This window comes from Sulfitobacter noctilucicola, assembly GCF_000622385.1.
Classification (GTDB): domain Bacteria; phylum Pseudomonadota; class Alphaproteobacteria; order Rhodobacterales; family Rhodobacteraceae; genus Sulfitobacter; species Sulfitobacter noctilucicola.
This window is the reverse complement of the sequence record NZ_JASD01000002.1, coordinates 1-13,069: the sequence shown is the minus strand read 5'-3', so window position 1 is coordinate 13,069 and position 13,069 is coordinate 1. Positions and strand designations below refer to the sequence as shown.

15 protein-coding genes are annotated in these 13,069 nt (G+C 57.8%); 13 read left to right on the top strand and 2 right to left on the bottom strand.

Features of this window, described 5'->3' with window-relative positions; genetic code table 11:
• Nucleotides 1-3 precede the first annotated feature (3 nt).
• The 11 genes from bchL to Z946_RS20930 all read left to right on the top strand — a co-directional run bounded on the left by bchL (nucleotide 4) and on the right by Z946_RS20930 (nucleotide 9,200).
• Complete coding sequence (gene bchL / locus Z946_RS0100560) at nucleotides 4-903, top strand: ferredoxin:protochlorophyllide reductase (ATP-dependent) iron-sulfur ATP-binding protein (protein WP_025053801.1); 900 nt, start codon at nucleotides 4-6, stop codon at nucleotides 901-903.
• Complete coding sequence (gene bchM / locus Z946_RS0100555) at nucleotides 903-1,622, top strand: magnesium protoporphyrin IX methyltransferase (protein ID WP_025053800.1); 720 nt, start codon at nucleotides 903-905, stop codon at nucleotides 1,620-1,622. The genes bchL and bchM overlap by 1 nt, the downstream gene beginning before the upstream one ends.
• The gene (locus tag Z946_RS0100550) at nucleotides 1,619-3,049 is read left to right on the top strand and encodes a PucC family protein (RefSeq protein WP_025053799.1); all 1,431 of its coding nucleotides are present in this window, start codon (nucleotides 1,619-1,621) and stop codon (nucleotides 3,047-3,049) included. Before bchM ends, Z946_RS0100550 begins: the two co-directional genes overlap by 4 nt.
• A 35-nt stretch (nucleotides 3,050-3,084) precedes the next feature.
• Nucleotides 3,085-3,858, top strand: coding sequence for a photosynthetic reaction center subunit H (puhA, locus tag Z946_RS0100545; protein ID WP_025053798.1), 774 nt, complete (start codon nucleotides 3,085-3,087; stop codon nucleotides 3,856-3,858).
• Between the two features lie 56 nt (nucleotides 3,859-3,914).
• A complete protein-coding gene (gene puhB / locus Z946_RS0100540) occupies nucleotides 3,915-4,550 on the top strand; it encodes a photosynthetic complex putative assembly protein PuhB (RefSeq protein WP_025053797.1) in 636 nt (211 codons plus the stop codon).
• Between the two features lie 4 nt (nucleotides 4,551-4,554).
• On the top strand, nucleotides 4,555-5,025 hold the full coding sequence (gene puhC, locus Z946_RS0100535; RefSeq protein WP_025053796.1) for a photosynthetic complex assembly protein PuhC: 471 nt from the start codon (nucleotides 4,555-4,557) through the stop codon (nucleotides 5,023-5,025).
• A 43-nt stretch (nucleotides 5,026-5,068) separates the two neighbouring features.
• Nucleotides 5,069-5,365 (top strand): hypothetical protein, encoded by a 297-nt coding sequence (locus Z946_RS0100530; protein ID WP_025053795.1) that lies wholly within the window; start codon nucleotides 5,069-5,071, stop codon nucleotides 5,363-5,365.
• The gene (gene acsF, locus Z946_RS0100525; RefSeq protein ID WP_037968973.1) at nucleotides 5,362-6,507 is read left to right on the top strand and encodes a magnesium-protoporphyrin IX monomethyl ester (oxidative) cyclase; all 1,146 of its coding nucleotides are present in this window, start codon (nucleotides 5,362-5,364) and stop codon (nucleotides 6,505-6,507) included. The genes Z946_RS0100530 and acsF overlap by 4 nt, the downstream gene beginning before the upstream one ends.
• 15 nt (nucleotides 6,508-6,522) lie before the next feature.
• Nucleotides 6,523-7,332: a putative photosynthetic complex assembly protein PuhE gene (puhE, locus tag Z946_RS0100520; RefSeq protein WP_025053793.1), complete on the top strand. Its 810-nt coding sequence runs from the start codon at nucleotides 6,523-6,525 to the stop codon at nucleotides 7,330-7,332.
• A complete protein-coding gene (hemA, locus tag Z946_RS0100515; RefSeq protein ID WP_025053792.1) occupies nucleotides 7,322-8,536 on the top strand; it encodes a 5-aminolevulinate synthase in 1,215 nt (404 codons plus the stop codon). Before puhE ends, hemA begins: the two co-directional genes overlap by 11 nt.
• A 70-nt stretch (nucleotides 8,537-8,606) precedes the next feature.
• A complete protein-coding gene (locus Z946_RS20930; RefSeq protein WP_025053791.1) occupies nucleotides 8,607-9,200 on the top strand; it encodes a GNAT family N-acetyltransferase in 594 nt (197 codons plus the stop codon).
• Nucleotides 9,201-9,212: 12 nt separating this feature from the next.
• Here the strand turns inward: Z946_RS20930 and hemC are convergent, their stop codons facing one another.
• Nucleotides 9,213-10,160 carry a hydroxymethylbilane synthase gene (gene hemC / locus Z946_RS0100505; RefSeq protein WP_025053790.1) on the bottom strand — a complete coding sequence of 316 codons (948 nt, stop codon included), beginning with the start codon at nucleotides 10,158-10,160 and terminating at the stop codon, nucleotides 9,213-9,215.
• A gap of 97 nt (nucleotides 10,161-10,257) precedes the next feature.
• Here hemC and hemE point away from each other — a divergent pair, with 97 nt between their 5' ends.
• The gene (gene hemE / locus Z946_RS0100500; RefSeq protein ID WP_025053789.1) at nucleotides 10,258-11,292 is read left to right on the top strand and encodes a uroporphyrinogen decarboxylase; all 1,035 of its coding nucleotides are present in this window, start codon (nucleotides 10,258-10,260) and stop codon (nucleotides 11,290-11,292) included.
• Here hemE and Z946_RS0100495 read toward each other — a convergent pair.
• A complete protein-coding gene (locus Z946_RS0100495; RefSeq protein WP_025053788.1) occupies nucleotides 11,289-11,966 on the bottom strand; it encodes a hypothetical protein in 678 nt (225 codons plus the stop codon). The two genes, hemE and Z946_RS0100495, sit on opposite strands and share 4 nt — an antisense overlap.
• Before the next feature lie 520 nt (nucleotides 11,967-12,486).
• On the opposite strand from Z946_RS0100495, the gene Z946_RS0100490 reads away from it, so the two are divergent.
• Nucleotides 12,487-13,069, top strand: a 583-nt coding sequence (locus tag Z946_RS0100490; protein WP_025053787.1) for a nucleotide-binding protein, incomplete at its 3' end; no start/stop codon positions are given.

Sequence of the window (13,069 nt, the reverse complement as noted above, 5' to 3'; positions counted from 1 at the left end):
CTCATGAGCCCACTGGATAAAGGCATACCGCATCTGCGCGGTCAGGACGGAGAAGGCTCCGTTCAGGTGCATCAGGATGACGATGCCAAGATCGAAGGCGCAAAGGTCTTTGCCGTCTATGGCAAGGGCGGGATCGGTAAATCGACGACATCATCCAATCTGTCCGCCGCGTTTTCCAAGCTGGGCAAGCGTGTGCTGCAAATCGGCTGTGACCCCAAGCATGACAGCACCTTTACCCTGACAGGCCGCCTTGTGCCGACCGTCATCGACATTCTGAAGGAGGTTGATTTCCACCCCGAAGAGCTGCGCGTCGAGGATTTTGTGTTCGACGGCTACAACGGTGTGAAATGTGTTGAGGCAGGTGGCCCCCCTGCGGGCACAGGTTGCGGCGGGTATGTCGTGGGCCAAACCGTGAAATTGCTCAAACAGCATCACCTGCTGGATGACACTGACGTGGTGATCTTTGACGTGTTGGGTGATGTGGTTTGCGGTGGTTTTGCCGCCCCTCTGCAACATGCGGATCGGGCGTTGATCGTGACGGCCAATGATTTTGACAGCATCTATGCAATGAACCGGATCATTGCGGCGGTTGAGGCGAAATCGGCAAATTACAAGGTCCGCCTGGCCGGATGTGTCGCCAACCGGTCCAAAGACACCAACGAAGTCGACCGGTATTGCGATACCGCGGGTTTCAACCGTTTGGCCCACTTACCTGACCTTGATGCCATCCGCCGCTCGCGTCTCAAGAAGAAGACCCTGTTCGAGATGGATCTGGATGACGATATCGCCGCCGTTCAAAAGGAATACATCCGTCTGGCCGAGACGCTGTGGAACGGCACAGACCCGCTGGCACCAAAGTCTCTGCCCGACCGTGAAATTTTTGATCTGTTGGGATTTGATTGATGCTTGATGGTGAAAATATGCCTCAGCCCGGCAAAGCGTTCAGCGGCAGCGACGGTTATATCCGCACCCGTGCGCGGGTTGAGACCTATTTTGACAGTACCGCCACGAAAGCATGGGAACGTCTGACCTCGGATGTGCCCGTTTCTGGTATCCGTGCGACAGTCCGTGCAGGCCGCGACCGGATGCGCGATGTAATCCTGAGCCAGCTCCCTGCTGATCTCAAAGGGGCACGCATTCTCGACGCCGGTTGTGGCACCGGCGCGCTCGCGTTCGAGATGGCCGAGCGTGGGGCCGAGGTTATCGGCGTGGATATTTCCCCTCAACTCGTTGATATCGCGCGCAAACGCACGCCCAACAGTCTACATGACCGGTTGACCTTTCGTGCGGGTGACATGTTGTCCCCTGCCCTGGGCTGCTTCGATCATGTCGTCGCGATGGACAGCATGATCTATTACACAGCTCAAGATATCGCAGAAATCCTGCATGGGCTTGCCCCGCGCCTGCGCCAGAAGATGATCTTTACTGTGGCACCACGAACACCGCTGTTGATGGCCATGTGGCGGATCGGGAAACTGTTTCCCCGCAATGACCGCTCCCCCACGATGGTCCCTCATTCCACTGCGGTTCTGGCCCATAGCCTCAAATCAGGTCGCCTGCGCGACGTTGAGCGTGTGACATCGGGTTTCTATATCTCCAACGCGCTGGAATTCCGCCCATGATCCTGTCGCGCAACCATATCAAGTCGCTTGGCCTTGGCATGTTGCCCTTCTCTGACGCCGTGTCTGAACAGCTGCCACTGCGCCAGCTTCTACGGCTCTCGCTTTTCCAGATCAGCGTCGGCATGGCGAGCGTGATGCTTTTGGGCACGCTTAACCGCGTGATGATCGTCGAGCTGGGCGTGATGGCATGGATCGTCGCGATCATGATCGCGATCCCTGTGCTGGTTGCGCCCTTCCGTGCGCTCTTGGGGTTCCGCTCCGACACCTACCGCTCCGCGATCGGGTGGAAGCGTATTCCCTACCTCTGGTTCGGCTCCATGTGGCAATTCGGCGGTTTGGCGATCATGCCGATGGGCCTGTTGCTTTTGTCCGGTGATCAGGTGGCCGGCCCGTCTTGGGCTGGCGAAGTCGGGGCCGCCTTGGCCTTCCTGCTGACGGGCCTTGGCATGCACATGACCCAGACCGCCGGTCTGGCCCTCGCTGCCGACCGTGCGACCGAAGAAACGCGGCCACAGGTTGTCGCCCTACTTTATGTTATGTTCCTGATCGGCATGGCGTTTTCGGCAATCATCATTGGCACCTTGCTACGTGATTTCAGTGCCTTGCGGTTGGTGCAGGTCGTGCAAGGCACCGCCGTCGTGACGATACTGCTGAACGTCATCGCCCTGTGGAAACAGGAAAAAGTCGCCCCAATGACGAAGGCGGAGCGTGACGCGCCCAAGCCGCTTTTCCGCGATGCCTGGGCGGATTTCACGAGGGACCGCGAAGTGACACGCCTTCTGGTCGTCGTCTTTTTCGGGACGCTGGCTTTCAACATGCAAGACGTGTTGCTGGAACCTTACGGCGGTGAAATCCTCGGACTTTCGGTATCTGCGACAACACTACTGACCGCGATGTGGGCGACGGGTGCGCTGATCGGTTTCGCCCTCGCGGCGCGCTGGCTCAGAAACGCGATCAACCCGCACCGTATGGCCGCGCGTGGCATCCTGATGGGTGTCATGGCGTTTTGCGCCGTGATCTTTGCCGCCCCGATGAATTCAGGCGTGCTGTTCTTCGCCGGGGCTTTCGGCATCGGCATCGGCGGCGGCCTGTTCTCTGTCTCGACGCTCACCTCGGCCATGTCGCTGAATGTGCAGGGCACCGCGGGTAAGGGTCTGGCCCTTGGCGCTTGGGGGGCGGCACAGGCAACGGCGGCGGGTGTATCCATCTTCATCGGCGGCGCGCTGCGCGACATTATCAATGTCGCCGCGCTGAACGGCACGCTGGGCGAGGGTCTGAACTCTGCCGCGACCGGCTATTCGGTCGTCTACCACCTTGAGATCGGGTTGCTTTTTGTGACCCTCATCGCACTCGGGCCTTTGGTCCGGTCGCGCCCGCTGAATGACACGACACCGCAGCCTATGGGCCTCGCGGAATTCCCTACCTGAACACATTCGAACGCATCCCACGGAGGCATAATAAAATGGTTGGCACAGAATTCTTCGGTAACTTCGATCTGGCATCTGCCGCGATCTGGCTATTCTACATCTTTTTCGCGGGGCTGATTTACTATCTTCAGACCGAGAACATGCGCGAAGGGTATCCTCTGGAAACCGACGATGGTCAGGTTGCGCCAAATCAGGGTCCGTTTCCTGTTCCCAAGGACAAGACATTCGTCCTCCCGCATGGCCGTGGTGAAGTAACCGTCCCCTCCGGCCAGAACCCCGACCGCCCCGTGCTGGCATTGCAACGCACCTCCAAGGCAGCAGGATCGCCCTATATGCCGACCGGTGATGCGATGATGGACGGTGTCGGGCCTGCCTCATGGGCACCGCGCCGTGATGTGGCAGAGCTGGATGCACATGGTCACGCCAAAATCCAGCCGATGTCGGCACTCGTGGATTTCGCTGTTTCGGCTGGCACTGATCCACGTGGCAAGCCTGTTGTTACGGGCGACGGTGAAGTCGTGGGGCGCATTACCGATATGTGGATCGACGTGCCGGAACAACTGGTGCGCTACCTCACTATGGATGTGAATCCCGAAGGGTCGGGCAAGATCCGCATGATCCCGATGAACTTTGCCCGCATCAAATCAGACCGTGTCGTCATCCGCTCGCTTTATGAGGCCAACATCGACGGCATCCCGACAATCAAGGGTGGGTCAGAGATCACGTTGCTCGAAGAAGAAAAGATCATGGCCTACTTCGGCGGCGGCACGATGTACGCCGACCCCAAACGCGGTGAGCCGGTTATCTAAGAACATTTACCGGACCTGTCAGCCACAGGTCCGGCACTAAAACAAGGGATAGCACCATGCACCATGACGATTTCAAATTCGAACCCATCCCCGGCCTTCCAGAGGCTCTGCCGGAAGGGGAACATATCCTCTGGCAGGGACGTCCCGACAGCCTCCGCCTGGCGAAAGAAGCTTGGAAGATGAATTGGGTGCTTGGCTATTTCGCGCTGCTGACGGTTTGGCGGATTGGTGTGTCTTCGACCACCGTGCCGCTGTCAGAGGCGATGTTGCATGGCGTCCCCTTTTTGCTGGCAGGCGCATTGGCGGCTTTGATCCTTTTCGGGTTGGCCACCGCGCAGTCGCGCAGCACGGTATACACGCTCACGAACAAGCGTGTCGCGATGCGGATCGGTGCAGCGCTGACCATGACGCTGAACCTGCCTTATGTGCAGATCGGCAATGCGGGTCTGAAGCTTACAAAGAACGGTATGGGAACGCTTGCGTTTGAACTCTTGGGCGACACACGGCTGAGCTATATGATGACATGGCCGCACGTGCGTCCGTGGCATTTCAATCCAAGCCAGCCTGCCTTTCGCGCCATTCCGGATGCCGCACGCGTCGCGGCCGTCTTTGCCGATGCGGCAGAAACGCGTGTAGCCGAACCTGTTGTCACACGGACGTCCACCGCCCCGGACGCGATTGCGGCGGAGTAGACAGATGGCTGAATATACACATTCCCTCGCCAACCAGATGAAGATGCGCGACCGCGAAATGGTCCCGCGTATCCTGGTCATCGCAATGTTCGGCCTTATGGCTCTGACCCTTGCCATCGTCACTTTTGCACGGCTGACCGAGCAGCCGTTGCGCGGCGTCCCCGCAGAAAGCGCAATCGTGGCCGAACGGCCCATCACCCTGATCGGTGCCCGCAGCGGCGGCGTGACGGTTGAGGATGCAAACGGCACTGAAATCGCATGGTCGTTCAAAGACAAAGCCGGGTTCATCGACGTGATTTGGGTCTCCGTTGCGCGCGAACGCAAAGTTCAGGGCATAACGGGCAATCCACCCCTGCGCCTTGTGCGCCGGGCAAACGGTCATACCGCCATTATCGATCCCGCAACCGGTTGGTCCATCGAACTGATCGGATACGGACAAGATAACATCGCAGCTTTCGCCAGGCTGCTCGACTAACGCGTTTAGCCAAACGCTTCATTTTAACAAAGGGACTTCAAACATGGGACTTCTAACCAGAACCAAGGAAACCGCCCCCTGCACCGTAACCATCTCGCACCGCTTTGAGGAGCTTTCGGCGCATGTGAAATTCAACAACGGCGCTGTGGTGAACCCCGGCGACAGTGTGTTGGTACACGGAGCCGAGATTATGGCCCCTTACGGCGAGATCATCGAAGAAAACCGCACCGCCACCATCACCCGCGCTTCCAAGATCGAACAGATCTGGACACGTCTGACCGGTGACTTCGAATTCATGGAACTGTGCGAATTTTCCTTCTCCGAAGAGGTGATGTCATGAACGCCCATACCAAAACCCCCGTGACACATTCTGCCTATGCCGCAACAGCGGACGAGGCGATCGCCGCGCAAGATGCGCTTGATAGCGGCATGATCACATCAGAGCAGGCCACCGAAGTCGCAATGCAGAACACGCTGCTGACGCCCCGCTTTTACACGACTGATTTCGATGAAATGGACGCAATCGATGTCAGCCCTGTGCGCGAAGACTGGGATGTGCTCATCAACGCGATGAAAGCAGACCCTAACAAGGGGCACTTCAAAAAGAACGAAGACTGGGGGACCGTGGATTGGGACGGGATGGAGCCGAAGCTGCGTGCCGAATTTATCGACTTTCTCATCTCCTCCTGCACCGCCGAATTTTCCGGCTGTGTCCTCTACAAGGAAATGAAGCGGCGCGGCTCTAACAAGGATATCACAGAGCTGTTCCAGCTGATGGCGCGGGACGAAGCGCGGCACGCCGGCTTCATCAATGATGCCCTGCGCGAAGCAGGCATCCGTGTGAACCTTGGGTTTCTCACACAGCAGAAGAAATATACCTACTTCCGCCCCAAGTTCATTTACTATGCGACCTACCTGTCCGAGAAGATCGGGTATGCCCGCTATATCACCATCTACCGCCATCTTGAGGAAAACCCAGAGATGCGGTTCCATCCGATTTTCAAGTGGTTCCGCGAATGGTGCAATGATGAGTTCAGCCACGGCGAAGCCTTTGCCCTGCTGCTGAAAACAGACCCTAAACTCACCGAAAGCTTTGCAAACAAGCTTTGGATCAAATTCTTCCTGACGGCTGTTTATTCGACGATGTGGGTACGCGATCACCAACGCCCGCTGTTTCACGAGGCCCTTGGTGTTGATGTCACGTGGTACGGGCAGGAAGTGTTCCGCAAAACGTCCGAGATTTCCAAGCAGGTGTTCCCGATGACACTGGACATCGACCATCCGCGCTGGCGGCCAAATCTCGACCGGATGGAAGCTGCCTCGCGGCAGGTGGCCGAGGGCAAGGCGCGTGGTGGTGTAAGGGGCACACTCACTCGTGTCAGTGGTATGGCGAAAGCGGCCTATGCCTTTGTCGCGCTCTATACCATTCCCGCCAAGAAGAACGCCGTCCCTGTACGGCCCCACCTTGCGCCCGCGTACTAGGAGCAAACCACGAGCATGACCTTCACCTCCCCTTTCATCGCTGCTGTAACAGCTGTTTTTGCCTGGTGGTTTTTCACCGGTGCGATCCTGCTGGTGGTGCGGCGGGCGGACGGCGGGGATGCTGTGGCCCACGGCCGCAACGTCTTTCTGTCGATCCCCCTGCTGGCGCTTGGCGCTGCAGGTCTGGTTATCTCCTCGGTCGAGCAGTCGGTATTGAATGTCTATGTGGCCTTCATCAGCACATTGTTGATCTGGGGCTGGATCGAGCTTGCCTTTCTGGCAGGCGTCATCACCGGCCCCGAACGCCGCCCCTGCCCCGCAGGATTGACTGGCAGAGCACGGTTTGCCCGCGCATGGCAGACCGTCAGCTATCATGAGTTACTGCTGCTCGCCGGTTTCCTGCTGATCCTGACCGCAACGCGAGGCGCAGAGAACCACGTGGGTTTCTGGACCTACACGATCCTCTTTACTGCGCGCATTTCTGCCAAGTTGAACCTGTTTTTTGGTGTCCCCCGCATTAATACCGAATTTGTGCCGCAGCCCTTGCAGCACCTCAAAAGCTATTTCCGCCAAGGGCCTGTCACCATGGCCTTTCCCATCGGCGTAACGTTCCTGAGCATAAGCGCCGTTTGTTTTACAGAACGCCTCATTGCCTCCGGTGCCACCGCAGCCGGCACCGGCTTCGCTCTTCTGACGGCGCTCGCCGCGCTTGCGACACTTGAACACTGGTTGATGGTGGTTCCGCTACCCGATGCCAAGCTTTGGCGCTGGATGCTGCCAGAGACGACAACGACCCTAGCCAAGGACAAGACCCATGAACTTTGATGCCCTCTTCCAAAACCAGATCGACACCCTGAAGTCCGAAGGCAACTACCGCTATTTCGCCGAGTTAGAGCGCAATGCGGGCAAATTTCCACGGGCGTCTAACCATGTGGACGGCGAAGTGCGCGATGTGACGGTCTGGTGTTCCAACGACTACCTTGGCATGGGCCAGAACCCTCTTGTGATCGACGCCATGTGCGAGGCGGTCAAACGCACGGGCACTGGCGCGGGCGGCACGCGCAATATATCCGGCACCAACCACGACCACCTGCTGTTGGAAGCGGAACTCGCAGACCTGCACGGCAAGGAAAGCGCGCTTCTGTTCACCTCCGGATATGTCTCTAACTGGGCGGCTTTGTCCTGTCTGGGCAGTCGCCTGCCCGATTGTGTAATCCTCTCCGATGCAGGCAACCATGCCTCCATGATCGAAGGTATCCGTCATTCACGTGCGAAAAAAGTCATCTGGAAGCACAACGATGTGAAAGACCTTGAGGCCAAGCTGGCCGCCCTGCCCGCCAATGTGCCCAAGATCGTCGCTTTCGAGAGCGTCTATTCGATGGACGGTGATATTTGTCCGATGAAGGAAATTGTCGACGTGGCCGAAAAGTATGGCGCGATGACCTATCTGGATGAGGTCCACGCAGTTGGCATGTACGGCCCGCGTGGCGGCGGTGTATCCGAGCGTGAGGGGTTGGCCGACCGCATCACCTTGATCGAAGGGACGCTTGGCAAGGCGTTCGGCGTTGTCGGTGGCTATATCACCGGCTCTGCCGCGCTTTGTGATTTCATCCGCAGTTTCGCATCCGGATTTATCTTTACGACCGCCCTGCCCCCTGCAGTCGCTGCTGCGGCACGTGCATCCGTTATTCACCTCAAGGAAAGCACTGTTGAGCGCGAACGCCAACAGCGTCAGGTCGCCAAACTGCGCGAACTTCTGGACCGCGCAGGCATCCCCCATATGCATAACACCAGCCACATCATTCCCGTCATGATCAAAGACCCCGTGAAAACGCGAATGCTGGCGGACTATCTGATGGATGAATGGGGCATTTACGTACAACCCATCAACTATCCGACCGTACCCAAAGGAACAGAGCGTCTGCGCTTTACCCCCTCCCCATTGCACACTGACAAGGATATCGCCTATCTTGTAGATGCGCTGTCCCATTTGTGGAAGCAATGTGCGATCAGCCACGCAGTCGCGTAATTGGCTCTTAATTGTTGTTAAGCCATGCCTTTGGCCGCGCTTTCAAGGCAGGTTGGTACGGAGCGTTCTGATGTCCATCGTGGTCCCATTCCGCACCACGTTGCGCACCGGCGAGGCCGTGCTGATCCGTGAAATCGGCCCGGCGGACAGGCCGCTTTTGCGTGACGGTTTCACCAAGCTTTCCAACCAGTCGCGTTTTTTCCGCTTTCTTGCGCCACATAAGGCGCTAAGCGAAGCAGAGCTTGATCGATTTGCCGCTGAAGGCACAGACAATCATTTTGCCATCGGGGCTGTGTCTATCGGGACGGACGCGGACATGCCGCTTGGCACGGCGCGGTTTATCCGGACAGACGCGGACCCCACCGAGGCAGAGTTCGCCTTGACGATCATCGACAGCCACCAACGCGCGGGACTGGGTATTCTGATGTTTCATGCGCTGGCACAGGAAGCGCAGAGGCGTGGCGTCACTTGCCTGCACGCGCTGATCCACAGTGACAACACGGGGATGCAAAAATTGCTGGAGAAGTTCGGCGGATACCGGCACGAAGAAGCCACAGAAGCGGAATGGCATCTGCCCCTACCGCTCTCTTCCGAAGTGACTGCCAGCCTGCCCAAAGGGTTTTTCGCCATTCCACCCGCGACTGCGCAAGCGGAAGCGGTATAGCGCATTCAGCCGCTATTGCCGCCAGTCAAAGAACGCAGGCCCAGCCTGCCCCAACAACTTCTCGGCCATCTCGCGGCCCGCATCCGGTCCATCCTCAATCGGGCAGCGTGACGCGTCATCTATGGCCTCTGATCCGTCCGGCCTCAGGACCTCACCACGCAGCCAGATGTCGCCACCCTCCAGCACCGCCAGACCGGCGATAGGCGTTTCGCAAGAGCCGTCCAACGCCGCCAGAAACGCCCGCTCTGCCGCTAGACGCTGACCGGTTGGTGTATGATGGATGGCTTCGAGCATCTCGGCCACGCGCGTGTCATTCACACGCCGCTCAATTCCGATGGCCCCCTGCGCAACTGCGGGCAGCATTGTCTCCACCTCGATCGCAGTTTTTGGCACCTCGTCCATCGCGAGACGGTTCAGCCCCGCCATGGCAAGAAACGTCGCCTCTGCCACGCCCTGATCCAGTTTCATAAGCCGCGTTTGAAGGTTGCCTCGAAACTCGACCACTTCCAGATCGGGCCGCCGCAATTTCAACTGCGCCTTGCGACGCAAGCTCGACGTACCAACAACCGTACCGGAAGCCAGTTCATCCAGCCCCTTGGACCGCGGAGAAATAAACGCATCGCGCACATCTTCACGCGGCAAATAAGTCTCTAACACAAGGCCTTCGGGTTGTAGCGTCGGCATGTCCTTCATCGAGTGGACCGCAATGTCGATCTTGCCCGACAACATGTCGTCTTCGATTTCACGGGTGAACAGACCCTTACCGCCGATCTCTTTCAGCGGACGATCGATAATCTTGTCCCCTGTTGTTTTGATCACCACAATCGTAAAAGCCTCAAACGGCAGGTCAAACGCCTTTGCCAGCCGTTCACGTGTTTCATGCGCCTGCGCGAGCGCCAGCGGAGAGCCACGGGTACCAATATTGAGGGGTGTCAGCGGGGTAGGAAGATTCAATGTCATGCCCTTTCGTACCTCTGTAAACTTCGCCTGACAACTCTTGTATCGAATTCCCGAAAAAAGCATGATGCCCCAGAGATTTTAGCCAGAAAGACCGAATATGACCAAAGACAAAACCATCCTGCGTGCGCTTGCCGGTGAAACGCTGCCGACGCCGCCCATCTGGATGATGCGGCAGGCCGGTCGCTACCTGCCGGAGTACAAGGCAACCCGCGCGCAGGCCGGTGATTTTCTGTCGCTCTGCTACAACCCCGAACTAGCCGCCGAGGTTACGTTCCAGCCGATTCGCCGCTACGGCTTTGACGCGGCAATTCTGTTTGCGGACATTCTTTTGATCCCCCAGGCGCTTGGCGCCGATCTGTGGTTCGTCACTGGAGAAGGGCCGCGTTTGTCCACGATCACCACACAGGCCGAAGTTGACGCCCTTAAGCCGGTCGATGCGATACATGACACGCTCAGCCCGATCTACGAGACTGTCAAAATCCTCGCGAATGGCCTGCCAGAGGAAACCACACTGATCGGTTTTGCCGGGGCACCATGGACCGTTGCGACTTATATGATCGCCGGTCAGGGCACGCCGGATCAGGGGCCAGCCCATGCGCTCAAATCAGAGAATGTCGGCGTGTTCGATGCCGTGATGGAGCGGATTACCGAGGCGACGATCCTCTATCTGTCTGAACAGATCAAGGCCGGTGCGGAAGTCGTCAAGATTTTTGACAGCTGGGCGGGATCACTTCAAGGCGCTGATTTTGAGAAATATTCTCTTAAGCCGATGCAGCGGATCACCTCAGAAATCAAAGCACTTCATCCCCATGTGCCTGTGATTGCCTTCCCGCGCGGCGCGGGAGAACGGTACAAGGGCGCACATCAAGCCATCGGTGCAGACTGCATCGCGATTGATGATGGTGTGACAGCGGCATGGGCTGCCGAGAATGTGCAAACCGGCGGTTGCGTGCAGGGCAACCTTAAATCGTCCCATATGGTAACAGGCGGCGATGCTCTTGTATCAGAGACGCGTGCCATCGTGGATGCATTGTCCGGCGGTCCGCATATCTTCAACCTTGGCCACGGGATCACGCCTGACGCGGACCCTGAGAATGTCCAACTGATGATCGACACCGTTCGCGGCAGTTAATCGACGATCTCGATGGCGCTGACCGTCGGGTCCACCTCTTGGCAGGCCCGCAGAAGAACGCCATCCAGATGGGTCTGCACGTAGGCCGCGTGAAAGCGACTGGGGGCCTTCAGGGTCAGACGCCCCCCTGCCCTGCCCGCGCGGTCCAATGCCTGTAGCCATGCCCCGAACCGGCCTGCGTCCTGTGCAAAAAGCACGGCGCGGGCCAGACCCCATTCTGTCGTGTCTGTCATATCGGGTGCGGCTGCAGTTCCCTGGACCGGAAAAGGCACAACACTTTCATTTTGTGGTGCATCGACCCTGACAACAAAGTCCGGACCCACATCGGCCCAAATGCCGCGTGTGGCCGCCATCATGCAATCGATATCGAACCCGTAAGTAGACACCCGTCCACGTGCCCCCTGACGCTTCACGATCAGCCATCCAAGTGCCCGCAGTTTTGCCAGCTCCCGTTTGACCGTTCGCTCGTTGCATGACCACAGCCTCGCAATTTCCTTTTGTCCCATCGACAGCTCATCCCGACCCCAGTTGTACCGCGCGGTCATCAAAGTGATCAGTCGCAAGATCAAACGCTGGTCATGCTTGTCCAATGAAAGCGCATGAGCTCCCAGAGCGGTGATCAGATCATATTTACGCGCGGCAGCACCCGGCCCCGCCAGTTTTTTATGGAGCATATTCCTGCCCGCCTCTCGCTGCACGTGTTGCTGTGCATATCCTCGATACCTGAGATCTTTGTCCCAGTTTGATTGCTGTCTGAGAAACTCAACGCTTTTCAGCAGCCATGCCTGATTTGCGTCCAAAGCTACGATTCTGTCAAGGGCCGTGATCAGAATAGCCTTCGCGATCATCATTCTAAAAATGAAATCTTTGGTAATATAGGTTAAGGGGGACACCTTGGTTGTCCCTCATTAGGCTCAAGTTGTCCCCTAATAGTCTCTGAGAACGTTTTGCCTGTCCCCTATTCGGAGGCCCTGATCCCGTGCGCTTACTAAACCAAAGGGGACGCTCCGATTCGGAAGGAGCCCTATAAAACAACGCCATTCTCATAATATTCAGATTTACTTCTTTATCAAGTTAGGCGTAAATCAGAAAAGCGCCGGAATTAGCGTCCTGAACAACAAGGGGCGGCGCTTGAATGGCGTGTCCCCGCGGGGACATTTGAGGAAAACCGAATAATTATAGGCAGATAGCAGTATGTTCACGCACCAAGACCTTGCCCGGCTACAGGCGCAGTCTCTCAAGATGCAGGGGTTTATCCGTCAGCAGACCTTTTCGCCCGAGAACGAGAAGACGCTCAGGCGCTTTTCCAGTTGGGAAGTGGCGGAGCTGATCTTTAAGGTCAACCAATCCACGTTGCGCGGGCGGCTGGCGGCGGATCCTTCCTTGCCTCAGGGTCAGACCGAAGAGGAAGGGCGTCAGCACTGGTATAGCCTCGAAGAGATAAATGAACTGCGGCGGCGCTTGAAGGTGAACCGCAAATCACTGATGCCGGAGCGTCCGAAAGGAAAGCGTGCAATCCGCGCCGCCATTGCCAACTTCAAGGGTGGTGCTGGCAAATCTACCGTGGCGCTTCACTTCGCCCATGCGGCGGCGTTGGATGGCTACCGCGTGCTGGTGGTCGATTTCGACCCGCAGGCTACGTTGAGCCATTCCATGGGTCTCAATGACGTGAACGAGGAATACACGGTCTGGGGGGTCATGGCCCGCGATCTGATCCGCGAGACGGAGCGGATGAATGCGGCGACCCAAGGGGCCGAGAGCGGCGCCGCCCTGCCCC